The following is a 23645-nucleotide window of genomic DNA, read 5'->3' on the forward strand; positions in this document are numbered from 1 at the left end:
TTTCCCTTAGCACATTATCCGAGGCGAAGACGGCGTTCTCCGAAAGCGTAGAGCGGTCTCCAGAGCAGGCGGTTGAACAGGGTGACGAGGACGCACATCACGACAATGCCGAGCACCACGCGGGGGAAATCTCCAGCTTCCGTCGCCTGCGCTATATAGGAACCGAGGCCGGTGGCTTTCAGGTGGGTGTCGCCCCAGCTCGCCACTTCCGCCACGATCGAAGCGTTCCAGGATCCGCCCGAGGCCGTGATGGCGCCGGTGATGTAATAGGGAAAGATTCCCGGCAGGATCACCTTGACCCACCAGCGCCAGCCGCGCAGATGGAAGCTGCCTGCCGCTTCGCGAAGGTCGGTGGGGAAGGCGCTGGCGCCCGCGATCACATTGAACAGGATGTACCACTGGGTGCCAAGGATCATCAGCGGGCTGAGCCAGATATTGGCGTTGAGCCCATAGCGCACGATGATCACCACGAACACCGGGAAGGCGAGGTTGGCCGGAAAGGCGGCCAGAAACTGCGCCAGCGGCTGCACGTGTTCGGCGAGTTTTGGGCGAAGCCCGATCCAGACGCCGATCGGTACCCAGATCAACGACGCCAGCGCGATCAGCACGACCACGCGCGCAAGCGTGATGAATCCATCCCGCACGGCCAAAAGAACGTCCGAGGGGCTCAGCGTCGTCGACATGAATTGATAGGCGCGCCAGCCGGCGTAACAGGTCGCGACCCCAATCAGCGCAAGCCAGAGCGCGTCGATCACGCGCGAGGATGACCGAGGCTTGAAAGGTATCCGTAACGTTTCCGGGAGCCTGACCTGCAGATTCGAAAAGATCTTGTTGGTGGCGGCGAACGGCACGGTCAGCGCGCGCAGCGCGCGCGTGCGGCGAAACAGATCGAGCATCCAGGACGTCGGCGGATTTTCCGACGCCGTCTGCTCGAAGCGGAATTTGTCGGCCCAGGCCACCACGGGACGGAACAGCAACTGGTCATAGGCAATGATGACGAGCAGCATGGTCAGGATGGCATAGCCGATCGCCGGCAGATTCTGCTTCTCGATGCCGAGCGCGACGTAGGAGCCGATACCGGGCAGGGTGACCGTGGTGTTTCCGACGGTGATCGCCTCGGATGCCACGACGAAGAACCATCCGCCGGACATCGACATCATCGTGTTCCAGATCAGGCCCGGCATGGCGAACGGCACGTCGAGCCGCCAGAACCGCTGCCATCCCGACAGGTGGAAACTTTGCGTGGCTTCGTCGAGGTCCTTCGGCACGTTGCGGATCGACTGGTACATGCTGAAGGTCATGTTCCAGGCCTGGCTCGTGAAGATCGCGAACACGCACGCGAGTTCAGCGCCGAACACCTGGCCCGGAAACAGATTCAGGAAAAAGGCCACGGTGAAGGTGAGGAAGCCCAGAATTGGCACCGATTGCAGGATATCAAGCAGCGGGATCAGCACCATCTCGGCCCGCCGGCTCTTGGCGGCCAGCGTGGCATAGCCAAGCGTGAAGATGATCGAGCAGACGATCGCGAGCAGCATGCGCATCGTCGTGCGCAGCGCATAGAGCGGCAAATGGATCGGATCGAGTGAAACAGGAGCAGCGTCCAGCGCCGAGAGCGGCAGCGTGGTCTGCTCGCCGCCATAGACGATCAGCACCATTGCGCCGGTCACGAGAATCAGCGCGACCACGTCCCAGACGTTCGGCCGCAGCGCCTGCCCCAGTCTCGGCGTGAAGATCTCGTTCAACGTCATGCGTGCTGCCTTGGTTGAGTGTCTGGCGAGAGGCTGCGTCTAGGATGGGATTTGCGTCGGGCGGAGGCCTGAAAGAGCATCGGATTTTCGCAATTGCAAGTCTTCGTCATGTGATCAGTCCAGAATGGGGCCGACGCTCCAGCTTGCGGCTGAGACGGTCGGCTCGAGGCTGAGCCGGCCGACGACCTGTTCGAGCACGGTATCGTTCTTGACCGGTGAGGTCAGCATGGCGTTGACCTCGACGCGTCCGCTTTCCTCGAGGTCGGTAGAGTCGAGCTGCCGCAGGCTGAGATGGCCGCTGCCGGCGCCTTGCAACAGCAAGGCGCGAACATGGGCTTCCTCGGGGCTTCGGCAGACCACGCGGACGCTGTAACGAAAATCGGTCTCGGCCTGCATGATCGGTTGTTGGTTGATGAGCCGGACCAGCGGCCGGAGGGTCAGGTTGACGAGCACGACGAACGCGGTTGCCGCCGCCGCATGCAGCGGATGGCCGCTGCCCGCGAGCAGTCCCACCGCCGCCGAACACCACAGGGTCGCCGCGGTGTTGAGGCCGGAGACCTGCAGTCCCTCGCGAAAGATGATGCCCGCGCCAAGAAAGCCGATGCCTGAGACGACCTGCGCGGCCACCCGGGTCGGGCTTGCCTCGCCAGGAAACAGGCTTTCGAAGACGACAAAGCTCGCCGCGCCAATTGCGACCAGCGTGTTGGTCCTAAGGCCCGCCATCCGCTGGCGCCATTGCCGCTCAAAGCCGATGCAGGCGCCGAGCAGCGTCGCCACGCCGAGGTTGAGCGCGGTCTGATCAATCGAGGCGATCATGACCGGATTCCCTTTTCGGCTTGCAGATGGCGGACATGGCGAACGCCCGCGCAAAACGGGGCCGACGAAAATTCTCTGCTGTTCTTGATGAACATCGCTCACGTCCACTTCCGCGATCAGCGCGGCAGGCCGGTGAGCGAACGGTCCTCTTAAGCGGAACCGCCAATCCTCACGCGGTCAAAGCGAGCGCGATCGATCTTTGATGTTGCCGGCTCCGTAAACCCGGTCATGACCGGGATGACGGTGCCGAAGGTGGTACTGCCCATGGCTGCTTGATACGGCTGCTTGTCAGGATTGAAGGATTTGTTTGACAGTAATGTAACAGGGATGTGCGGCACCTACGCCCGGTTCCATCAGCTGTCAACCGCAGATTTATCCGAGGCGCTGGACCTCGACGGTGACGTGCGACAGGTCGGCAAAGCGCGCCAGCCGCTGCCGATAATGTGCAGGCTCGCGCTGCGCCGACGTTGCGACCGAGACGATAGCGCCGAGATGCCCCGGTCCGAGCCGCCAGAGATGCAGGTCGGTGATCCGGTCGCCCTCGCTTTCGATTGTCCGCTTCACTTTGTCGGCCATGCCGGGGTCGGGCACGCGGTCGAGCAGAATGGCGCCAGTGTCGCGGATGAGTCCGACCGACCAGCTTGCGATCACGAGCGCACCGATCAGGCCGGCAAGCGGGTCCATCCAGAGCCAGCCGAAGGTGCGCGCCAGCAGTAGCCCGGCGATCACGAGCACCGAGACGGCGGCATCGGCAGCGACATGAATGACGGCGGCGCGCATGTTGTTGTCGCGGAGATGCCGCCGATCGTGATCTTCGTGTGAATGATGGTGATCGTCATCGTGCTCATGATCGTGCGGGTGATCATGGGCACGGGCATGGCCATGCGAATGGCCGTGGCCGTGAGAGTGACCATGTCCATGCTCGTGACCATGGTGATGGCCGCCGGCCAGCAGCCAGGCGCTGGCGATGTTGACCAGAAGCCCGAGCGCGGCGATCGGGATCGCCTCGTTGAAGGCGATCGGAACCGGATTGAGGAAGCGAAGCACCGCCTCATAGCCGATCAGAAGGGCGATCATCGCGAGCACGATCGCACTGGAATAGCCGGCGAGATCGCCGAACTTGCCGGTCCCGAAGGTGAAGTTGGGATCGGTCGCATATCTGCGCGCAAAGGTATAAGCGAGCGCCGCGAGCAGCAGCGCGCCCGCATGGGTCGACATGTGCAGGCCGTCGGCGATCAAGGCGAGCGAGCCGAACAGCGCGCCGCCGATGATCTCGGCCACCATCATGACGGTGCAGAGGACGATGACCGCCCATGTTCGCCGTTCGGCGCGGGCATGATCGTCGCCCAGAAAAACGTGGCTGTGCGGCGACGCCTGAAAGGCCGAGCCCTGGTCCGTCATGTTCCCCTCACTTCAGATAGGTGTGAACCACATCGATGAGCTGGTCGGCGGCCTCCCGATTGAGGGCGCCGGGATTCGTTTCCGGGTCAACCAGATGGGTGCGAATGTGATCCTCGACCACCTCGGCCATCAGCCCGGCCACACTGCCGCGGACGCCCGCAATCATGTGCATGATGCGCTCGCAGCCGGCTTCTTCGGCCAGCGCCCGCTCGATCGCCTCGACCTGGCCGCGGATCCGGCCGACGCGGGCGATCAGCTTCTTCTTTTCTTTGATGGTGTGGGACATGTTGCATTTATAGGGTACCCCCCTATGCTATGTCAATTCGGCGGAAGGACACGCCGTTGCGCTGGCCGGCCGCGCTCGGAACAGGCTCAGGTCTTTGGGCGGTTGGACAAAAGCTGCAGGTCGAAGTGGTCGACCTCGGCGAGCAATTCGCAAAAAGCGCGCGCGCCCTGATCGATCAGGCGCTCGCCTTTTTCGGCGGTGGCCTGAGTGGCATCGCCGACGGCGCCGCTCGGGTGAAGATCCTGGGTCTGCCACGCGAAGGGCGCCGGGCGCTGCGCGGAGAGCCAGCGGAAGTCCTTTTTCATGGCGACCGTGATGGGGCGAAAATTGGCGATTGCATCGCGCCGCACGCGTTCGCCATGGCGCGCCAGCATGATCGACGTCTCGACCGCGCCGCCATGAATGCCGTGCTCGATTTCCTCCGGCGGGAACAGTGTCTCCGGCGCCGAGAGCCGGCCCCATGACGTCGTCACGGCCAGCATCTTGTCGTGCGTGCGCAACTCCTGCGCCACCAGGCTCATCGCAGCGCTGTTGCCGCCGTGACTTGTGACTATCACGAGTTTCCTGATGCCGGCCTTCGCGACGGCCTTGCCGATCGTCATCCAGCTTTGAATGGCGACTTCGGGCGCGAGCGTCAGCGTGCCGGGGAAGTCGGTATGCTCGGAGGAAATCCCGATGCGCTCGATCGGAAGAAAAGTGACGGGCAAGACGTCAGCGACCAATTCGCGCACCCGCGCCAGATAGGCCTCAGCAATCAAGACGTCGGTTTCAAACGGCAGATGCGGCCCATGCTGCTCGGTTGCTGCCAGCGGTAAGACCGCAATCCAGCGCGCGCGATCGATACCGGCTGCTTCAGGCCGGCCAATGTCGGCGTAATCGCGGGGCGGGAGGGTTGAAGTCATGGCGCAAAGATAGTTTGTATGAGCCTTCTATCGTCCCATCATGCGGCCAAACGCCCTGCGGAGTCTAACCATGAAGTACCCCTTTTTGCCGCTGGCGTTAACGACGTTCCTGGTGGCCATGATGGCAGCCGCGTCCCCGGGGCGCGCCCAGACCACGCTGGACAAGGTGTCTTTCGGCACCAATTGGGTGGCCGAGGCCGAGCATGGCGGATTCTTTCAGGCGGTGGCCGACGGCACTTACAAGAAATACGGTCTCGACGTCACGATCGTGCCCGGCGGTCCGAACGAAAACAACCGCATGCTCCTGATTTCTGGCCGGCTCGATTTCTTCATGGCCGCCAACACGCTGATGTCGTTCGATGCGGTCACCAACAACGTGCCCGTCGTGACGGTGGCGGCGATCTTCCAGAAGGACCCGCAGGTGTTCTTGACGCATCCGGAGTCCAAGATCACCAAACTCGAAGAGCTCAAGCCGCTGACGCTGTTCGTCTCGAAGGAAGGCATCTCGAGCTATTTCCAGTGGCTGAAATCTGAATACGGATTTAGCGAAGACCGGGTCAAGCCCTACACGTTCAATCCGCAGCCGTTCCTGGCCGACAAGCACAGCGCCATGCAGGGCTATGTGACGTCCGAGCCTTATGCCGTCGAGAAGGCCGCCGGATTCAAGCCCGGGATCGTCCTGCTCGCCGATTATGGCTGGAACACCTATTCGACCCTGATCGAAACGCGCCGCGATGTGATCGACAAGAAGCCGGATCTGGTGCAGCGCTTCGTCAGCGCGTCGATGATCGGCTGGTACAACTACCTCTATGGCGACAATGCCGCCGCAAACGCGATGATCAAGAAGCTCAATCCGGAAATGACCGACGAGTTGCTCGCCTATTCGATCGGCAAGATGAAGGAATACGGCATCGTCGATTCCGGCGATGCATTGCACGACGGCATCGGCGCCATGAACGATGCGCGGATGGCGAGCTTCTTCGAGAAGATGGTGCGTGCGCACGTCGTCAAGCCCGATATGGACTATCGCAAATCCTACACGCTTCGTTTCATCAACAAGGGTGTCGGCGTCGATCTGCGGCCCAAGAATTGAACAAGAACTAGGCTTCCCTGATCATGGAGAATTCGCCGGCGTCGAGAGGAGCGGATATCGATCCCGCGGGACTTGCGGTCGATCTGCGCGGCGTCGTCAAAGCCTACGACAACGGCCTCGTCGCGCTTGGTCCGATCGATCTTGCCGTGCGCCGCGGTGAATTCGTATCGCTGCTCGGGCCGTCCGGCTGCGGAAAATCCACCGCGCTGCGCCTGATTGCCGCCCTGAGCGCTGCGACCTCGGGTACGGTTCGGGTGGCGCGTCCGGCCGTGACGGAAAATGGCCGCCATCCGATCGGCTTTGTGTTTCAGGAACCGACGCTAATGCCGTGGACAACGGTGCGCGAGAATGTTCGCCTGCCGCTGAAACTGGCGCGCGTGGCGTCTTCGCAAGCGAACGCGCGTGTAGACGAGGCATTGGCGCGCATTGGCCTATCCGAATTCGCCGACAGCTACCCCAGAGAATTGTCCGGCGGCATGAAGATGCGCGTCTCGCTGGCGCGCGCGCTGGTCACCGATCCGGATATCCTTCTGATGGACGAGCCGTTCGCGGCGCTCGATGAAATCACCCGCTTTCGTCTCAACAATGACTTGCTGGCGTTGTGGCGTTCGTTGCGCAAGACCGTCATCTTCGTCACGCATTCGGTGTTCGAGTCGGTCTACCTGTCGCAGCGCGTGCTGGTGATGACGCCGCGGCCCGGACGCATCGCCGCCGAAATCACCATCGAGACCAAGGAGCCGCGCAGCGAAGAGTTTCGCACCTCGGCCGACTATGCCGGTTACTGCCGCAGGGTATCGAGCGCACTGGCGCCTGCCTATTCGGGACAGTCGGCATGAGCGCGCCGGCACCTCACGGCAACGGCACGGCGCGGCTCGTTCGCCTCGTGCTGCCCATCGTCGTCCTCGCGGCGGGAATCGGCCTGTGGGAACTCGTGGTGCGGGTCAATGACATCCAGCCCTACGTGCTGCCGGCGCCGTCGGCGGTCTTTGCCACGCTGATCAGCGATTGGGGCGTGCTCTCGCAATCGCTTCTCACCACGCTTTTGACAACGTTCGAAGGCTTTGTGGCAGCGGCGGTCGGCGGCGTCGTCCTGGCGCTGTTGTTCAACATTTCGAAGTGGCTGGAATATTCGCTGTTTCCCTACGCGGTCGTGTTGCAGGTCACGCCTGTCATCGCGATCGCGCCGCTGCTGCTGATTTATCTGTCGCAATCGACCGCGGTGGTCGTTTGCGCGTTTATCGTCGCCTTCTTCCCCGTGTTGGCCAACACGACGCTCGGCCTGAACTCGGTGGACCGCAACCTCGCCGGCCTTTTCCAGCTTTACGGCGCCTCGAAGCTGCAAACCCTGTGGCTCCTGAAATTGCCCGCGGCTCTGCCGTTCATGCTGGGCGGTCTTCGTATTGCCGGCGGCCTGTCGTTGATCGGCGCGGTCGTGGCTGAAATTGCGGCAGGCTCGGCCGGCGCGGGATCGGGCCTTGCCTATCGAATTGCCGAGTCCGGATACCGGCTCAACATTCCCCGAATGTTCGCAGCCTTGCTGTTGCTCTCGGCCGCCGGAATTGTCATTTATGGGCTGCTGGCGCTAACCTCGCACCTCCTGCTGCGGCGTTGGCATGAGAGCGCGCTTGGAAAGGAAAACTAATAATGACGGGCGGAAATATTTCATCGGAGAAGATCGACCTTCTGGTCTACGGGCCGAACAAGCCGATCATCGACAAGGGCTTTTCCGATCAATTCGTGCTCCATCCCGTCGAGACGCGCGCCGATCTTGAGCGCGTCAATCCCGCGGTCGCGGCGAAAGTGCGTGGGCTCGCGGTGACCTACAGCACCGCCCGCTGCGACAGCGCTGTGATGGCGATGTTCCCGAAGCTCGAGATCGCCGCGTCGTTCGGCGTCGGCTACGACCACGTCGATGCCAAATATGCGAGCGAGCATAACATTATCGTGACAAATACGCCCGATGTGCTCACCGAAGAAGTCGCCGACATCGCGATGGGGCTTTTGATCGCGACCTTGCGCGAGTTCATCAAGGCCGATCGTTACCTGCGCTCGGGTCTCTGGACCACGCAGCAATATCCTTTGAGCGTCGGCTCGCTCCGAGACCGCAAGGTCGGCATCGTCGGCATGGGCCGGATCGGTCAGGCGATCGCGCGGCGCCTCGAGGCGTCGCTGGTGCCGGTCGTCTATCACACGCGCAACCCGGTCGCCGGCCTCAAGTACAAGCACTATCCCGACCTGATCGAGATGGCCAAGGCGGTGGACACGCTGGTCGTGATCGTGCCCGGCAGTCCCTCAACGGCCAAAATGATCAACGCCGAAGTTTTCAAGGCGCTCGGCCCGCGCGGCGTCATCGTCAATGTTGCGCGCGGCTCGGTGGTCGACGAAGAGGCGATGATCGCGGCGTTGAAGTCGGGCGCCATTCTGGCGGCGGGCCTCGACGTGTTCGCCAACGAGCCGGCCGTGCCGGATGAACTGAGGGCGATGCAGAATGTCGTGCTGTTGCCGCATATCGGCTCCGCATCCGTCGTCACCCGCAACGCGATGGATCAGCTCGTGGTCGACAACCTGAAGTCCTGGTTTGCCGGCAAGGGGCCGCTGACCCCGATTGCGGAAACGCCTGTCAAGAGCCGTTGATGCGAAAGTGGTCGCTGTTCGTTGCGTTGTTTGCGTTGACGCATTCCGCCACGGCGCAGGACGCGGCGAGCTTGCGCAAGGACATGATCGGCCAGTGGGAGCTCGCCACCACCGAGCGCAGCAAGACCTGTGTGGTTACGTTGAAAGGCGACGCCACGCCGCAAGGCTTCAAACTCGAGCTTGAGCCGGGCTGCGCCAAGGCGCTGCCGTTCTCCAAGGATATCGCGGCCTGGAGCGTCAAGGGGCTCGACATCGTGCGCTTGCAGGATGCGGCCGGCCAGCCGGTGATCGATTTCACCGAGGTCGAGAGCGGCATCTTTGAAGGCGTGCGCCAGGGCGAGGGCGTCTACATCCTGCAGAACCTCGCCGCCGCGCGTTCGCTCGCCAAGTCGATGGACCAGATGATCGGCGACTGGGCGATGGTGCGCGGCAGCGGCCAGATGATTTGCGGGCTGACGCTCACCAACACCGATGCGGGGCAGGATAACTTTCAGGTGTTCCTGAAGCCGAAATGCGATCCCGTGATCGCCGCGTTCGCGCCGACCCGCTGGCGGCTCGATCACGGCCAGATCCTGCTGATGTCCGACAAGGGGGAGACCTGGCAGTTCGAGGCCGACGATAATGCGCAGTGGCGGCTGGTCCCTGACAGCGCCGATCCGCTGCTCATGGTGCGGCAGTGACCGCCGCGGCCACGGCGACCGGATAAATAATTTAGGACTCGTGTCGATCTGCCGCTGGCTGGTTCGTCGAACCATCAGCGAGACCATTCGGGGGCATGGTGCCCACGGCTCGCTTCTCAAGGGAGTTCTGACATGCGCTTCATGTATCTCGTCACACATCCCGGCCCTCCGGGAAACCCAACGCCCGAACTGATGGAAGCGATGCACAAGCTCGCCGACCGTGAGATCAAGGCCGGCCGCATGCTCGATAACGGGGGTCTGATGCCGGTTGAGACGGGTGCGCAGGTGCGTATCAAGGACGGCAAGCTCAGTGTGATCGACGGCCCATTCGTCGAAGCCAAGGAAGTTGTCGGCGGCTACGCGGTTTTCGAGCTTCGCGACAAGGAGGAGGCGGTTGCGATGGCGCGCGAGTTCATGCAGCTCCATCTCGACCATATGCCCGGTTGGGAAGGAACGTGCGAGCTTCGTGCGTTCGCTGGCCCATGATGGACGGCTCGTGCCGACGGCTTCGTCTGTCGTGACGGGCGGCGATGTTCACCGCGCTATTCTGGCGGCCTGGCGGGTCGAGCAGCCCCGGCTCGTTACCAGCCTTTCGAGAATGCTGCGCGATGTGCCGCTGGCAGAGGAGCTGACGCAGGACGCGCTGCTGGCGGCGCTCGAGCATTGGCCCCTGAGCGGCATTCCGGACAGGCCGGGCGCGTGGCTGGCGACGACGGCCAAGCGGCGGGCGCTTGACCACCTGCGCCGTTCCCGCATGCTCGCGCGCAAGCATGAACTGGTTGCGCGCGAGCTGGAAGCGGAGCAGCAGGCGATGCCCGATCTGGTGGCTGCGCTGGATGATGATATCGGCGACGAGATGCTTCGGTTGATCTTCACGGCGTGCCATCCGCTGTTGTCGCGCGAGGCGCGCGTGGCGCTGGCGCTTCGGATGGTCTGTGGCCTCACAACCGAGGAAATCGCGCGAGCTTTTCTTGTCGCCGATGCCACCATTGCCCAGCGCATTGTTCGTGCAAAACGAACTCTTTCGGAGTCCGGGCTGATCTATGAGACCCCTTCTGGTGACGAGTTGTCGGAACGGCTCGCCGCCGTGCTCGAAGTCGTCTATCTGATCTTCAACGAGGGATACACCGCAGCAAGGGGCGAGGATTGGCTGCGTCCGCAACTTTGTCAGGAAGCGCTGCGTATAGGCCGTATTCTGACGTCGATCGCGCCTCATGAGCCCGAAGCTCACGGGCTGCTTGCGTTGATGGAGCTGAACGCTTCTCGCAACGCCGCACGCACCGATGCGGCGGGCGCGCCGGTGCTGATTCTCGAGCAGAATCGCGCGCTGTGGGATCTGCTGCAAATCCGGCGCGGATTGCAGGCGCTCGCCCGCGCGCGCGAACTTGGTGGCACGTTTGGATTCTATGCGCTTCAGGCGGCCATCGTCGCCTGTCACGCGCGGGCCGCAACAGCCGCGGAGACCAACTGGACGCGGATTGCGGCGCTTTATGCGGAACTGACGAAGCGCGTGGATTCGCCGGTGATCGAACTCAACCGCGCGGTCGCGGTCGGCATGGCCGAGGGGCCAGCGGCGGGGCTCGAGATCGCGAACCGGCTGGTTGGCGAGCCGGCGCTCAAGACCTATCATCTGCTCGAGAGCGTGCGCGGCGATCTGCTCTACAAGCTGCAGCATTTTGAGGCGGCCAGAGCGGCTTTCGCGGCGGCAGCGGAGCTTGCGGGCAACCAGCGCGAGCGCGATTTTTTGCAGCGTCGCGCCGTCGAGGCCGCGAATGCGGCTGTCCCTTGAATAGAGCCGTCGCGTTCAGATCAGCCACTTGCCCCTTGGGCTTCTACGCCCGCCTCCGGATCAATCGAACGGCACTCTGACTCGCAGTTCGTTGCGGGCCGACCTGTCGATTTCAGCTAGCTCCATCGCGATCCGCAGTTCATCGAGCCAGTCGAGAAATTTGTCGACCATGCGTCCTGGGCTCATCGAAAGAGCCGCGGCCCCCATCCGCTCTGCGAGCTGGTTCATTATCGATCCCCTCCATCGAGGATGAGCTACCCCCCTCTCATCCGATGAATCATTCTCACACGCATTCGCCAAAGCGCGAAGTAGAGAGTTAATAGATGGTAAATGCACCCTGCACTCAGATCAGTCTCATCCCCTTGAGGCTCGCATGGCCGTTCTTGCCAACGATGATGTGGTCGTGCAGGGAGATGCCGAGCGGGCTGGCAATGCCGATGATCGACTTCGTCATCTGGATGTCGGCCTGCGACGGCGAGGGATCGCCGGAGGGATGGTTGTGCACGAGGATGAGCGCGGTTGCGGATAGTTCAAGCGCCCGCTTGATCACCTCGCGCGGATAGACCGGTGTATGGTCCACCGTGCCGGTCTGCTGCACTTCGTCGGCAATCAGCTGGTTGCGCTTGTCGAGAAAGAGAATGCGAAACTGCTCCTTGTCGGCAAACGCCATGTCGCTGCGGCAATAGGCAATGACGTCGTTCCATGAGGCCAGCGCGACGTTGCGCTTGATCTCGCCCTTGGCGATGCGCCCCGCAGCGGCGGCGAGCAGCTTGAGCTGGGTAATCGAGGCGTCGCCGATGCCGTCGACCTCGCGCAGCAGCTTTTCCGGCGCGTGCACGACTTCGGCAAACGAGCCGAATTTCTTCAGCAGCGATTTGGCGAGCACTTTGGTATCGCGCCGCGGAATGGCGGCGAACAACGCCAGCTCCAACAGCTCGTAATCGCTGAGCGCGTCGGAGCCGGCCTCGTGGAAACGCGAGCGCAGCCGCTCGCGATGGCCGTGATAATGCGGCGGCTCCTCGCGAGCCGCCTTCGCCTCGACTGGATCGGTACTCTCGCTGCCCATCGGCTCCACTGTGCCGACGCGGGTGAATTTTGCAACCCAGGAAGTGCGGCCGGAGGCGGAAAGCGCGCGCTCATTTGCCGGCCTCGGCCCGCGTCAGACCGGCGTCCTGCGCTTGAGATGATATTCGCCGGTGAGGCGCCACGTCTTGCGTTCGTCGGTGGATTCGCGGGCAACCCAGTGAAAGGAATTGGCCGTGATCTCGAAGAAGCACCACTGGCAGATCGTGCCGTCGGCCTTGCGATATTCCTGGATGATGTCGGCGCCGGCTTGCCGGCCCGTCATCCGGTCGTATGTCTGCCGCACCGGATCGATGAACGTGATGTCCCAGCTGTCAGCCTTCGGATCGTAAACCCGCAAGGTCGTGCCATACATCCTGTCGGCTTCTCCGGGAGCTCGCCCATGGCGCGACGGCACGATCCAGACGTCCTGAATGATGCGGCCTTCCAACGCCCAGCCGAAATGGACTTCAGCACTTGAATCGAAGCGCTCGCCGTTCGCGCCGTACCTCGTGACAGTTCCGTCCCAGGCGCCGAGGAACTGTCCGTAAAGCATCATCTTGCCGGCGCGGTCATGCGCGGGGCCATCGGTGCCGCACAGCGCGTCGATAAATGAAGAGTGTTTCGCCATTGATGTTCTCCAGGAGTGTCTCGTTTTCTGCGGCGAGGTTCGCCGAAAACCGAGGTCATCGCTTGGAGAAAATTGCTGGCTTGCCGGCGTTTAGTTCGCGGCGCGGCGCCAGATCGAGTAAGCGATGGTTCCGTTGCCCGAGGCGCTGGCCGGGACGGCATAACTCAGCAAGCCACTCTGGTAGGTGAAGTCGCGCACTTGTCGCTTGCCCTCCCAGTTGGGGAAGGAGGCGCTCTCGACGTCGAAGATCAATTGATGCTTGGCCTGGTCGATCGCGACGTGGCCGAAATGCGTGCTGCTGCCGAGCGAAGCGGCGCTGTATTCGTCTGCCGTTCCGCGCGTCTTGTCGCCGCTCACGAAGAGCGGGCGTCCCGCCTTGAATATCTGCAAATTGTAGCGGCCGGCATGATCGATTGTGAGGAGGCCTTTGGGGTGCTCGCCATAATTGGTCGTGCGGGTTCCATCGGCGCGGATCTCGTAGGCCTGCTCCATGATCCAGCTTCCCTCAAGCGTGGAAAGCTCCTCTGCCTGCGCCGAGGCGATGCCGCCGGCAGTGAGGCCCGCGATCAAGATCAAACTGAACGGCGCGCGACATATCATTTGCGGTCTCCCCGGGTCATCCGGGCCTTTGTAACTAGCTTATCTAGTTACACGCACCCCCTTGCCACATCGTGTGAAACCTGTCAATCAGGTTACATGAACGTTGGTGACATGCCGGAAGACCGGGACGGCTTTCGCTTTCGCGGCGGCTGCAACGCGATCGATTTGCCGGCGACGCTGCAGGCGAGGCTCAGTGGGTCGCCGCGCGAACTTCTGAACTCGCCCGATGATCTGGCCCGCTGGCTGGTCTCGGCTGGGCTAGCCGGCAAGCCACCGAAGACAACGCCCAAAGACCTGGCCACCGTCCGGGCGCTGCGTGAGGCGATCTATGTCCTGGCGGGAGGGCGCCGTGGGGCAGAAGCCGACGCCGCGCGCAAGACGCTTAATCGCGTCGCCTCAGGTGCCGCGGCCGTGCCGCTGCTTCAGGCTGACGGATCGATGTGTCTAGAAGGAACGGCAAGCGCCCTCATCGTCACGTTGGCGCGGGAAGCCGTGCAATTGTTCAGCGATGCTGTCGACCTCATTCGGCAATGCCAGTCGCCGACCTGCACGATCTATTTTGTCGACACCTCGCGCCGGGGCGACCGGCGGTGGTGCTCGATGCTCGCCTGCGGCAACAAGGCGAAGGTGAGGGAATTTCGAAAACGCCAGCGCGAGAGCTAGCCCGCGACCGGCGTCGCTCTAGGTCCTGGAGAGGGCGCGCTTGACTGTTTGCTCCAGCCAGCCGACCACCGCCTTGATCCGAGCAAGATGCCTGATGTCGGGATGAACGAGCAGCCATAGTTCGCGCGTCAGCACGGGAGCCTTTCCGCTCAAGCGCGTGAGCGCCGGGTCGCGATCGGCGATGGCGCAGGGAAGGAGCGAGCGGCCAAGGCCGTTGCGGATCGAATGCAGCATGGCGTCCGCGTCATTCACCGTCAGAAGCGGCGGACCCCCCTCTTCCTGTTGTATGGCGCGCCTGATCCATGCGGCATTCGGAAGATGCGTCATCGCATCGTCGAAAGCGATCCATCCTTGCTTGAGGCGCCGCTTGTCGGCCGCTCCGTAGACCGCGAAAGGAAAATCGCCAATTCGCCGGGCGACGACCCGCTGCTCTCTGTTGGGCCGCCCCATACGAAGCGCAAGGTCGGCCTCCCGCTTTGTCAGGCTGAGATTTCGCGGTTCGGCGACGAGTTCGATCTGCAGAAGGGGGTGTGCAGCCCGTAATTCGGTAATCGCGGGAATGAGGAGACGGTTGACGAGCAAGGGATTGGCGGTGAGCCGCACCGATCCCGCCGCGCGCGAATCCGTTGCCGCCGCCCGCTCACCGAGCGTCTGGATTTCCGCGTCGATATGTTCGGCGTGCTGAATGACAATTTGTCCGGTCTCGGTCGGCAGCAGCTTGCCCCGTGTCCGATGAAATAGCTTCGATCCAAGTATGAGCTCCGCGCGGGCAATTCGGCGCGCGATTGTCGTCTCGTTCACGCGCAAGGTGCGCGCTGCTCCAGCAAGCGCTTCTTCACGCGCCACTGCGAGGACGTAGCGCAAGTCGTGCCAGTCCAACTCCTGCATTTTTGCAGGATATTGCGGCAAATCTTCATCTGGCAATACAAATCTGCAGGCCTTATCCGGAGGGGACCTGCAATTTGTGCTGCAACTGTTCAGAGAGGAGGGATGAGCGATGCGAGCATCAGCCAGCGTGGTAGCCCTGTCCCTGGCCATGGTTGCCGGTTTTGCCGGTACCGGGCGCGCAACGTCCGTCGCTGCTGCGCCGGCAGGGATATCGACCATGAGCCGGGTTCATTATCGTGAGGTCGACGTCGATGGAGTATCGATCTTCTTTCGCGAGGCCGGCCGCGCCGATGCGCCTACGCTGCTTCTGTTGCACGGCTTCCCGTCCTCGTCGCGGATGTTCGAACCTTTGTTGTCGCGCCTTGCAGACAGCTATCATCTGATCGCGCCGGATTATCCGGGTTTCGGTCATAGCGGCGCGCCGGACGCGAAGGCTTTCGAATATACATTTGATCATATTGCCAAGATCACGGACCGCTTTGTCGAGAAGCTCGGCATCAACCGCTATGTCCTCTACATGCAGGATTATGGCGGCCCGGTAGGATTTCGCCTTGCGCTGGCGCATCCGGAACGCGTCCAGGCGCTCATCATCCAGAACGCGGTCGCGCATGAAGACGGCCTTGGTCCGTTGTGGGAAAAGCGGCGCGCCTTCTGGAGAGACCGGGCGGCGAATGAATCAGGCTTGCGCGACAATCTGATGTCGCGGGCGGCGGCGCGGCAACGTCATGTTGGCACCAGCCCGAATGCTGAAAATTTTGATCCGGATCTGTGGGACGATGAATTCGCCTTCCTCAGCAAGCCCGGCCAAAGCGAAATTCAGAGCAATCTGTTCTACGACTACCGGACGAACGTCGCGTCTTACCCTGCATGGCAGGCCTGGATGAAGGAGCGTCAGCCGCCAACTCTCGTGGTATGGGGCAAATACGATCCGTCGTTTCTGGTCGCCGAAGCTGAAGCATACCGCCGGGACCTGCCTCACGCTGAGATCCATGTCATGGACGCCGGACACTTTGCGCTTGATGAAAAGCCCGGCGAAATCGCGGGGCTGATCAGGTCGTTCCTTGCCGGACAAGATTTGCCCGGATCGAAGGTGGAATGATCATGTGAGGTATGGCGGTCGTTCCGCAGGCGAGCCGCCGTCCGGCCACCCGGCGCGTCGGGTTGGAATTAGGCCACAGGCGGCTTCTCGTTATGCCGCTCGGACAGCGTGAACACCTCGAAGCCGGTCGCGGTCACGCCGACCGAATGCTCGAACTGCGCCGACAGCGAGCGGTCGCGCGTCACCGCGGTCCAGCCGTCGGACAGGATCTTCACATGCGGCTTGCCGAGATTGATCATCGGCTCGATGGTGAAGAACATGCCGGGCCGCAGCGGCACGCCTTCGCCCGGCCGGCCGACATGGATGATGTTCGGCTCATCATGGAACAGGCGGCCGAGCCCATGGCCACAGAAGTCGCGTACCACGCTCATACCCTGCGGCTCGACATAGCTCTGGATGGCATGGCCGATGTCGCCGGTGGTAGCGCCGGGCTTGACGGCCGCAATGCCGCGCATCATCGCCTCATAGGTGACCTCGATCAGTCGCTCGGCCTTTCGCGCGATCGGGGCAATGGCATACATCCGGCTGGAATCGCCATACCAGCCATCGAGAATGAAGGTGACGTCGATATTGACGATGTCACCTTCCTTCAGCGCCCGGTCTCCGGGCATGCCATGGCACACCACGTGGTTGATCGAGGTGCAGGTCGAATAACGGTAGCCGCGATACATCAGCGTCGCCGGAAAGGCGCCATGGCTGAAGGCGAATTCGCGCACGAAATCGTCGATTTTCGAGGTCGGCATGCCGGCCTTGACGATGTCGGTCAGTTCGTCGAGGCATTTCGCCACTAGCGCGCCCGCTTTGCGCATGCCGGCAAACGCGCTCGCACCGTGCAGCTTGATCTGCCCGGTCTTGCGCAGGGACGTATCTGAGGCCTCGACATAGCTCATGGATGGATCGTGTCTCGGTGGGGGCTGGTTAGCCAGCTAATTTAATGATTGGCGGCCGTAGTGCAAGCGATGCGCACGGGCGGAACCTCAGGTAGTAGCGTTAACTGGAGACCTCCACGGTGGTGTCGACCGGCAGCGCGCCGCCGCGAACGCGCAGTTCGCGGACGGGATAGGGCACCTTGATGCCCTCACGCTTGAAAGTCTCCCACAGCGACAGCATCACTTCGCTCCTCACGTTGTCCATGCCGTCGGGGTCTGCGATCCAGAAGGTCAGGGAAAACTTCATGCCGGTCTCGGCGAACTCGGTGAGGATGCAGTTCGGCGGCCTTGCCTTGATGGCGCGGGGCGCGGCGGCCGCATTCTCAATGGCGAGCTGGCACACCCGCCGCGGGTTGGAATCATAGTTGGTGGCGAACGTCACCTTCACCAGCGTGTTCTTGTCGGTGTAGGTCCAGTTGGTGACCTTTTGCGTCACCAGATCCTCATTCGGGATAAGGAATTCGCGGCCGTCGCCCGCGGCCACGGAAATATAACGGGTCTTCATCGCGCTGATACGCCCGGAGCTGTCGCCGATGGTGACGAGGTCGCCGGGTTTGACCGACTTGTCCGCCAGCAGGATGATCCCGCTGATGAAGTTGGCCACGATCTTTTGCAGGCCGATGCCGATGCCGACGCCGACCGCGCCGGAGAATACCGCGAGTGCCGACAGGTTGATGCCGACCGCGCCGAGCGCGATTGCGACCGCGACGACCATCAGCCCGATCCGGATCATCTTCACCAGTAGCACCTGGATCGATGGCGTCAGGTCGGCCGATCGATTGATCCGGCTTTCCGCAAAATTGCTGGCAATGTTGGTGAGCCAGAGTGTCACGATCAAAAGGAGGCAAGCCTTGATCACGAGCAGCGGCGTCAGCCGCAGTCCGCCCAGAACGATCGAGATCGAGTCGAGCGCATCGGCCGCCGGCTCGAGCTGATTGATGATGCTCAGTGCCGCGATCAGCCACGCCAAGAGCGAGATCATCGTGACCAGGAACGCGTTGCGGATGACCGAGGTGATGAGGCGGATGGCCAGCCACGCAAGCGCGAGCTTGGCGGCAACCACCAGCATGTAGCTGCGGCTCGGCCAGGTCGAATGGTACATGACGATCCGCGCCGCAATGACCAGGACGGCAAACACCACCGTGGAGAAGCTTTCCACCACCAGGACATAGGCGAGCCGCCTGAGCGGCAGCGGCCAGCGATTGGCGAGTGATCCTCTATCGATGCGCTTTTGAAGCGCGGCATTGGCGGTCAGAGCAATTCCGGCGGCAATCAGGATCAGGCCGAATTGCAGATAGAAAAACGGCGAGGACATTTCGGCGCCGACGGAGCGCGCTACCGTTCCCAGGTAATCGATGATGTCGTTCAAATCCATCGTCAAAATCTCGTCGCGGCCGAATTGTCGCAGGGGCGGGCTTGATTCGGGAGATTTTCACATAACCGCTTCACTAGCGCTATCGCCGCGACGCGGTTCGAAGCCGATTGGTGCGGACAATCGGGCCTTCGGCAAAAATGGGTTGGCCTCGAACTGTGACGACGATAAGGATGCTGGAGCAAGGATTTACGCAGAACCCATGGCATCTCTCGATCAGGTCAGCATAGCCATTCTGCTCGGCGCGGCGCTTGTCATGGCCGGCATTTTGTCGAGCCTTTTGGCGTTGCGCTTCGGCGCGCCCTTGCTCCTGGTGTTCCTCTTGATCGGCGTCATGGCCGGCGATGCCGGTCCCGGCCAGATCGAGTTCAGCGATCTGCGCTCGACCTATCTCGTGGGATCGGTCGCGCTGGCGCTGATCCTGTTCGACGGCGGCCTGCGCACGCGCTTTCAGAATATCAGCGCGGTGCTTGCGCCCTCGATGGTGCTTGCGACAGCGGGCGTGCTCCTGACCGCCCTGATCACGGCACCTGTCGCCAAATATGCTCTCGATCTCAACTGGACCGAAGCGCTTCTGGTCGGCGCGGTTGTCGCCTCGACCGACGCCGCGGCGGTGTTTCTGCTCGTGCATGCGCAAGGCTTGCGATTGCGCCCGCGTGTCGGCGCGACGCTGGAGGCGGAGTCCGGCACCAACGATCCGTTCGCGGTGTTTCTCACGCTCATGCTGGTCGAACTGATTTCCGCCGGGAGCAGTTCATTCGCCCATGTCGCGATGGAACTCGGCCGCGAGGCGGTGCTGGGCGCGGTCGCGGGCATCCTCGGCGGCAGAATTGTGGTGATCGCGCTCAATCGCGTCGCTCTGCCGCAGGGGCTGCATGCGCCGTTCGTGCTCACGAGTGCGCTTGTGATATTCGGCGCCGCGCAGATTGCGCATGCCTCGGGATTTCTGGCGGTCTATCTCGCCGGCATCATCATCGGCAACCGGCCGACGCGCGCGCATAATGCGGTGGTGACGTTCCTCGACGCAGCAACCTGGCTCGCCCAGATCGTGATGTTCGTGCTGCTCGGACTTCTGGTCTCGCCGCAGCGTCTGGTGACGAGCATTGGACCGGCCGTCATCGTTGCCCTGGTGCTGATGCTGGTGGCGCGGCCGCTCGCCGTATTTCTGTGCCTTGCGCCGTTTCGCTTCAACTGGCGGGAAAAGATCTTCATCGCCTGGACGGGCCTCCGCGGCGCGGTCGCGATCTTCCTCGCCTCGATCCCGATGCTGGTCGGGCTTTCGAAGGCCTATCTCTATTTCGACGTCGCCTTCGTCATCGTCGTGATCTCGCTGTTGCTGCAGGGCTGGACGTTGGCGGCGGCGGCGCGGCGATTGCATGTCGCGTTACCGCGCTCCGACCGCGGCCCTCGGCGGGTCGAGCTCGATCTTCCCGGCCAGCTCGAGCAGCAATTGGTAGGCTATCCGGTGCGGCCGAAAAGCCTGTTTTTCCGTCGCGGCCTTACGCCGTCCTGGTCGAAGCCGACGCTGGTGATCCGTGACGAGAACATCCTTTCGCCGATCGAAGCCGATCCCGTGCGCCCCGGCGACTACATCTATCTGCTCGCACCGCCGGAAAAGGCCGAAGCGCTCGATCGCTTCTTCGTCGACATGCCGCCAAGCTCGGCTCCGGACCCGCATCTGCTCGGCGATTTTACGGTGTCGGGCGAGCACACGCTCGGCGAACTCGCCGAGGTCTATGGCGTCAAGGTCAATCCTGACGAAACGACGCTGACGCTCGCCGACTACTTCGACATTCATCTCGACCATGCACCGAAGGAAGGCGCGACACTCGATCTCGACACCATCGTGCTGGTGGCGCGCAGCATCAGCGGAGGCAGGGTGAATGTGATCGGTCTTCGCCTGCCCGAAGACCCGGAAGAGGTGCCGCCGCCTCCGCCGCCGCTCGAATTGCTCAAGCAGAAACTGGCGAGCTTCTGGTCGTCGTTAGCCGGTATCTGAAAATAAAATGGCGTGAGCCTCTGCAGGTCCACGCCATCGATCAATTCCAACTTTGCGGGATCAGTAGCCGCAGGAACCGCAGCGCGGCATGACCGGTGCGTAGTAGGTGCGGGCGGGCGCGACCATCTCGACGCGCTCACGGGTGGCATACTGCGGCGGAACGCGCTCATACTGAACGCCTTCAGGCGCAACCATCACGGTCTGCGGGACCATCACGGTGCGATACTGCGCGGGCGTGCGGTGGGCGATGACGCGGCCGGGCTCGACCATGACAGTTTCCTGCACGGTGCGGTACTGCGGCGGAATGACCTGCGGCCGATAGCAGGTGACGCAGGGCGGCGGCGGCGCGTAGCAGCCGTAGCACTGGGCGGAAGCCGTGGTCGGAAGCGCGGCAAGGGAAAAAACTGAAGCAATCAATGCGGCATAAGCGCGAGACATTTGGATATGTGCCTTTGGGTTGCGATATCGGCAACTCAATAGGCCCGCGATATCAGCCGTCAACGACAACAGCGCGTTTACCTTTACGGAGATCATTAACGTTGGGCGCGACATTTCCGAAAGATGTACGCACTCTCGCGCGTCACGCGGGCGCGTGCGCCGCCGGCAATACCTCGCTGCCGCCAAAAGCCGTCACGCGGCCATTGCGGATGATCGCAATCTGCGTCGCCAGCTTTCGCATCTCGGATGGATCGTGGCTGACATAGACCATGGGGATGCCGGCCTCGTCGCGCAGGCGAACGAGGTAGGGGAGGATTTCTTCCTTGCGCTCGTCGTCAAGCGATCCCAGCGGCTCATCCAGCAGCAGCAATCGCGGCTGTGACAACAGCGCCCGCCCGAGCGCCACGCGCTGGCGTTCACCGCCAGACAGTTTTCCGGGACGGCGATCCAGGAGTTCGCCGATGTCGAGAAGTTCGGTGACCCGGTGCCAGAGCGCCGCATCCTCGACCAGGTGATTCATGCGCCGCCCGTAATCGAGATTCTTGCGGACATCGAGATGGGGAAACAGCCGCGCGTCCTGGAAGACGTAACCGATCCGCCGGCGGTGAACGGCGACGTGGGTTTGTGTGGATGTGTCATCCAGCGTCTCGCCATCGATCGAGATTGTGCCGCGGTCGGGCTGCAGCAGACCTGCGATCATATTGATCAGCGACGTCTTGCCCGCGCCGGAAGCGCCGAACAGGCCGGTGACGCGGCCTTCGCTCGCGAACGCGGCCTCGACCGCAAATTCACCCAGTCGCTTCGCGACGTCCACTCTCAGCATGACTAGTGGTCCGATTCTAATATTTGCATTCCGATGTGGCAGGCACGTTTGCAAATGTTAGAATCAAAGGACCACTAGCAAATATAGGTCTCTAGTGGAGCTTTAGATTTGACATTCGCATCGCGAATGCTCGGCTACAGGTAAGCGAATGTCAAATCTGCTCCACTAGTTTCCATGCAGGCGCGCCAGCGCGCGCCGGGCGAACCATTCAGAGGCCACAAGCGCCACCATCGATATCAGGACCGATACCACGACCAGCCGCATCGCTGCTGCATCACCATCGGGCGTCTGGATCAGTGCATAGATCGCCGACGAAATGGTCTGGGTCTCGCCGGGGATGTTCGACACAAACGTAATCGTCGCGCCGAATTCGCCGAGCGCCTTGGCAAAGCCGAGCACCATGCCGGCGAGCACGCCGGGCAATGCAAGCGGCAAGGTCACGGTCAGAAACACCTGCCAGGGCGCAGCACCGAGTGTCGCCGCCGCCTGCTCCAGCCGCCGGTCAACGGCCTCGATCGAGAGCCGGATCGGCCGCACTAGAAGCGGAAACGCCATGATTCCGCAGGCAAGCGCCGCGCCGGTCCAGCGAAAGGCAAAGACAAGGCCGAGATGTTCGGCAAGCCACGCTCCGACAACGCCGCGGCGGCCGAAGGTGAGCAGCAGCAGATAGCCGGTGACGACAGGCGGCAGCACCAGCGGCAGATGAATTGCCGCATCGAGCAGCGCCTTGCCCCAGAATTCCCGGCGCGCCAATAGCCAGGCGACCGCAATGCCGAGCGGCGTCGCGACAAGCGTTGCTACCGTCGCGACCCGTAGCGAGAGCAGGATCGCAGTCCATTCCGTGGGTGAGATGTCGAACACGCGAGGTTAAATGCGCTCAGGATGAAGGGCGAACCAGGAAAGTGAATCCGTATTTTTCGAAAATGGCTTTTGCGGCCTGCGTATGCAGAAAAGCAAGATAGTCGGTGGCGCCCGAGCCGGCGGACGTGGTCGCGGCGACGGTGTAGATGATCGGCGGATGGGAATCGGCGGGGAAGGTGCCGACGATTTTGACTTCCGGCTCGACCTTGGCGTCGGTCGCATAGACAATGCCGAGCACGGCCTCGCCACGCGCCACCAGCGTCAAGGCGGCGCGCACGCTTTCCGCCATTGCAAATTTCCGTGCGGCTGCGTCCCACGCGCCGAGCTTCTCCAGCGCGGCCTTGGCGTATTTGCCGACCGGCACCGAACTGACGTCGCCAGTGGCGATCCGCCCGGTGCCCGCGAGCTTTGCGAGATCAAAGCCCTGCGCGATGGTGACTTTGTCGATCTTGGAATCTTTCGGCGCGATCAGGACGATGCTGTTGCCGAGCAGGTTCATTCGCGTATCCGCCTTGATGGTTTTCTGCTTGGTCGCATAATCCATCCAGTCGATGTCAGCGGAGAGGAAAATATCGGCCGGCGCGCCCTGGTCGATCTGTTTCGCCAATACAGAGCTTGCGGCGTAACTCGCGATGACCTTGGCGCCGGTCTTGGCTGTATAGGCGGCGTTAACGTCATCGAGCGCGTTCTTCATCGACGCCGCGGCAAAGACGGTGAGGCCTCTTTCCTGGGCCGATGCAAGCGAGAGGGGCAGGGCCCAGACCACCGCAAGGGCGAATATAATTCTGAAGAGGCGATGCATAGGCGCTCCGTGCCTGAACGCGCGCCGCGGCACGCGAAATCAGGCCTCGATCCATCGTGAAGTGCGACAAGCGAAAGCGCCGTTTCGCAGGGGGCCCGCCGGCTTACGGCCAGCGGAAACATCGCATGC

The 23645-nt window shown here is 62.4% G+C and carries 26 protein-coding genes; 10 read left to right on the plus strand and 16 right to left on the minus strand.

Features of this window, described 5'->3' with window-relative positions:
• Positions 1-14 precede the first annotated feature (14 nt).
• The 5 genes from VFB05_RS28910 to VFB05_RS28930 all read right to left on the minus strand — a co-directional run bounded on the left by VFB05_RS28910 (position 15) and on the right by VFB05_RS28930 (position 5153).
• Positions 15-1748: an ABC transporter permease subunit gene (locus VFB05_RS28910; protein WP_325018945.1), complete on the minus strand. Its 1734-nt coding sequence runs from the start codon at positions 1746-1748 to the stop codon at positions 15-17.
• A 114-nt stretch (positions 1749-1862) separates the two neighbouring features.
• Complete coding sequence (locus tag VFB05_RS28915) at positions 1863-2564, minus strand: MgtC/SapB family protein (protein WP_325018948.1); 702 nt, start codon at positions 2562-2564, stop codon at positions 1863-1865.
• Between the two features lie 372 nt (positions 2565-2936).
• Positions 2937-3965: a CDF family Co(II)/Ni(II) efflux transporter DmeF gene (dmeF, locus tag VFB05_RS28920; RefSeq protein ID WP_325018951.1), complete on the minus strand. Its 1029-nt coding sequence runs from the start codon at positions 3963-3965 to the stop codon at positions 2937-2939.
• Positions 3966-3972: 7 nt separating this feature from the next.
• Positions 3973-4251: a metal/formaldehyde-sensitive transcriptional repressor gene (locus VFB05_RS28925; protein ID WP_325018954.1), complete on the minus strand. Its 279-nt coding sequence runs from the start codon at positions 4249-4251 to the stop codon at positions 3973-3975.
• A gap of 86 nt (positions 4252-4337) precedes the next feature.
• Entirely contained in the window at positions 4338-5153 is an 816-nt protein-coding gene (locus tag VFB05_RS28930; RefSeq protein ID WP_325018956.1) for a creatininase family protein, read from the minus strand.
• A 118-nt stretch (positions 5154-5271) separates the two neighbouring features.
• Between VFB05_RS28930 and VFB05_RS28935 the strand changes: the two genes are divergently transcribed.
• From VFB05_RS28935 to VFB05_RS28965, 7 genes are all read left to right on the plus strand, one after another.
• Entirely contained in the window at positions 5272-6246 is a 975-nt protein-coding gene (locus VFB05_RS28935; RefSeq protein ID WP_325019056.1) for an ABC transporter substrate-binding protein, read from the plus strand.
• Between the two features lie 23 nt (positions 6247-6269).
• Positions 6270-7082: an ABC transporter ATP-binding protein gene (locus VFB05_RS28940; RefSeq protein ID WP_325018958.1), complete on the plus strand. Its 813-nt coding sequence runs from the start codon at positions 6270-6272 to the stop codon at positions 7080-7082.
• Positions 7079-7888 (plus strand): ABC transporter permease, encoded by an 810-nt coding sequence (locus VFB05_RS28945; RefSeq protein ID WP_325018960.1) that lies wholly within the window; start codon positions 7079-7081, stop codon positions 7886-7888. Before VFB05_RS28940 ends, VFB05_RS28945 begins: the two co-directional genes overlap by 4 nt.
• 2 nt (positions 7889-7890) lie before the next feature.
• On the plus strand, positions 7891-8880 hold the full coding sequence (locus VFB05_RS28950; RefSeq protein ID WP_325018962.1) for a 2-hydroxyacid dehydrogenase: 990 nt from the start codon (positions 7891-7893) through the stop codon (positions 8878-8880).
• A complete protein-coding gene (locus VFB05_RS28955; protein WP_325018964.1) occupies positions 8880-9560 on the plus strand; it encodes a protease inhibitor Inh/omp19 family protein in 681 nt (226 codons plus the stop codon). The genes VFB05_RS28950 and VFB05_RS28955 overlap by 1 nt, the downstream gene beginning before the upstream one ends.
• A 132-nt stretch (positions 9561-9692) precedes the next feature.
• A complete protein-coding gene (locus VFB05_RS28960; RefSeq protein WP_325018966.1) occupies positions 9693-10046 on the plus strand; it encodes a YciI family protein in 354 nt (117 codons plus the stop codon).
• 31 nt (positions 10047-10077) lie between these two features.
• Positions 10078-11349: an RNA polymerase sigma factor gene (locus VFB05_RS28965; RefSeq protein ID WP_325019058.1), complete on the plus strand. Its 1272-nt coding sequence runs from the start codon at positions 10078-10080 to the stop codon at positions 11347-11349.
• A gap of 60 nt (positions 11350-11409) precedes the next feature.
• On the opposite strand, the gene VFB05_RS28970 is transcribed toward VFB05_RS28965, so the two are convergent.
• The 4 genes from VFB05_RS28970 to VFB05_RS28985 form a co-directional block, all read right to left on the minus strand.
• Positions 11410-11577: a hypothetical protein gene (locus VFB05_RS28970; protein ID WP_325018968.1), complete on the minus strand. Its 168-nt coding sequence runs from the start codon at positions 11575-11577 to the stop codon at positions 11410-11412.
• Between the two features lie 115 nt (positions 11578-11692).
• Entirely contained in the window at positions 11693-12415 is a 723-nt protein-coding gene (gene radC / locus VFB05_RS28975) for a RadC family protein (protein ID WP_325018970.1), read from the minus strand.
• Between the two features lie 93 nt (positions 12416-12508).
• Entirely contained in the window at positions 12509-13042 is a 534-nt protein-coding gene (locus VFB05_RS28980) for a hypothetical protein (RefSeq protein WP_325018973.1), read from the minus strand.
• A gap of 90 nt (positions 13043-13132) precedes the next feature.
• On the minus strand, positions 13133-13642 hold the full coding sequence (locus VFB05_RS28985; protein WP_325018975.1) for a lipocalin-like domain-containing protein: 510 nt from the start codon (positions 13640-13642) through the stop codon (positions 13133-13135).
• Positions 13643-13738: 96 nt separating this feature from the next.
• On the opposite strand from VFB05_RS28985, the gene VFB05_RS28990 reads away from it, so the two are divergent.
• Positions 13739-14305 carry a CGNR zinc finger domain-containing protein gene (locus VFB05_RS28990; protein ID WP_325018977.1) on the plus strand — a complete coding sequence of 189 codons (567 nt, stop codon included), beginning with the start codon at positions 13739-13741 and terminating at the stop codon, positions 14303-14305.
• Positions 14306-14323: 18 nt separating this feature from the next.
• On the opposite strand, the gene VFB05_RS28995 is transcribed toward VFB05_RS28990, so the two are convergent.
• The gene (locus tag VFB05_RS28995) at positions 14324-15229 is read right to left on the minus strand and encodes a LysR family transcriptional regulator (RefSeq protein WP_325018979.1); all 906 of its coding nucleotides are present in this window, start codon (positions 15227-15229) and stop codon (positions 14324-14326) included.
• A 73-nt stretch (positions 15230-15302) separates the two neighbouring features.
• Here VFB05_RS28995 and VFB05_RS29000 point away from each other — a divergent pair, with 73 nt between their 5' ends.
• Positions 15303-16292, plus strand: a complete 990-nt coding sequence (locus VFB05_RS29000; protein WP_414643335.1) for an alpha/beta fold hydrolase — start codon at positions 15303-15305, stop codon at positions 16290-16292.
• 68 nt (positions 16293-16360) lie between these two features.
• On the opposite strand, the gene map is transcribed toward VFB05_RS29000, so the two are convergent.
• Together map and VFB05_RS29010 are read right to left on the minus strand one after the other, a co-directional pair.
• Positions 16361-17182, minus strand: coding sequence for a type I methionyl aminopeptidase (gene map / locus VFB05_RS29005; protein WP_325018981.1), 822 nt, complete (start codon positions 17180-17182; stop codon positions 16361-16363).
• A 100-nt stretch (positions 17183-17282) separates the two neighbouring features.
• Complete coding sequence (locus VFB05_RS29010) at positions 17283-18596, minus strand: mechanosensitive ion channel family protein (protein ID WP_414643336.1); 1314 nt, start codon at positions 18594-18596, stop codon at positions 17283-17285.
• Between the two features lie 199 nt (positions 18597-18795).
• On the opposite strand from VFB05_RS29010, the gene VFB05_RS29015 reads away from it, so the two are divergent.
• Positions 18796-20592, plus strand: a complete 1797-nt coding sequence (locus VFB05_RS29015; RefSeq protein WP_325018985.1) for a potassium/proton antiporter — start codon at positions 18796-18798, stop codon at positions 20590-20592.
• Positions 20593-20652: 60 nt separating this feature from the next.
• Here the strand turns inward: VFB05_RS29015 and VFB05_RS29020 are convergent, their stop codons facing one another.
• The 4 genes from VFB05_RS29020 to modA form a co-directional block, all read right to left on the minus strand.
• Complete coding sequence (locus VFB05_RS29020; RefSeq protein ID WP_325018987.1) at positions 20653-21030, minus strand: hypothetical protein; 378 nt, start codon at positions 21028-21030, stop codon at positions 20653-20655.
• Positions 21031-21172: 142 nt separating this feature from the next.
• On the minus strand, positions 21173-21853 hold the full coding sequence (gene modC / locus VFB05_RS29025; protein WP_325018989.1) for a molybdenum ABC transporter ATP-binding protein: 681 nt from the start codon (positions 21851-21853) through the stop codon (positions 21173-21175).
• Positions 21854-22018: 165 nt separating this feature from the next.
• On the minus strand, positions 22019-22714 hold the full coding sequence (gene modB, locus VFB05_RS29030; RefSeq protein WP_325018991.1) for a molybdate ABC transporter permease subunit: 696 nt from the start codon (positions 22712-22714) through the stop codon (positions 22019-22021).
• A 16-nt stretch (positions 22715-22730) separates the two neighbouring features.
• Positions 22731-23516 (minus strand): molybdate ABC transporter substrate-binding protein, encoded by a 786-nt coding sequence (gene modA / locus VFB05_RS29035; RefSeq protein ID WP_325018993.1) that lies wholly within the window; start codon positions 23514-23516, stop codon positions 22731-22733.
• Positions 23517-23645: the final 129 nt, after the last annotated feature.

The sequence above is a fragment of the Bradyrhizobium sp. genome (genome assembly GCF_035652035.1).
GTDB lineage: Bacteria > Pseudomonadota > Alphaproteobacteria > Rhizobiales > Xanthobacteraceae > Bradyrhizobium.